Here is a 255-nt window from a genome sequence, read left to right as displayed (position 1 = left end):
CTTTAGCGCGGTGGTCCCACCTGACCCCATGCCGAACTCAGAAGTGAAACGCCGTAGCGCCGATGGTAGTGTGGGGCCTCCCCATGCGAGAGTAGGGAACTGCCAGGCATCAATTTAAGACCCGTTATCGGGTCGTGACCTTCCCCGTGACGCGGGAAGGGCGAAACACCTGAAATCAGAACGATTGTCTGATATCAGTACAGAATCGGTGGAGCGGTAGTTCAGTTGGTTAGAATACCTGCCTGTCACGCAGGG

General features: G+C 56.1%; 1 rRNA gene. It reads left to right on the top strand.

Features of this window, described 5'->3' with window-relative positions:
- A 5S ribosomal RNA gene (gene rrf / locus IB226_RS23130) occupies positions 1–108 on the top strand; the annotation flags it as partial.
- Between the last annotated feature and the right edge of the window lie 147 nt (positions 109–255).

Source organism: Pantoea sp. PNT03 (assembly GCF_014852515.1).
Lineage (GTDB): Bacteria > Pseudomonadota > Gammaproteobacteria > Enterobacterales > Enterobacteriaceae > Pantoea > Pantoea leporis.
The sequence above is the reverse complement of the archived record's forward strand: the minus strand, read 5'-3'. Positions and strand labels throughout refer to the sequence as shown.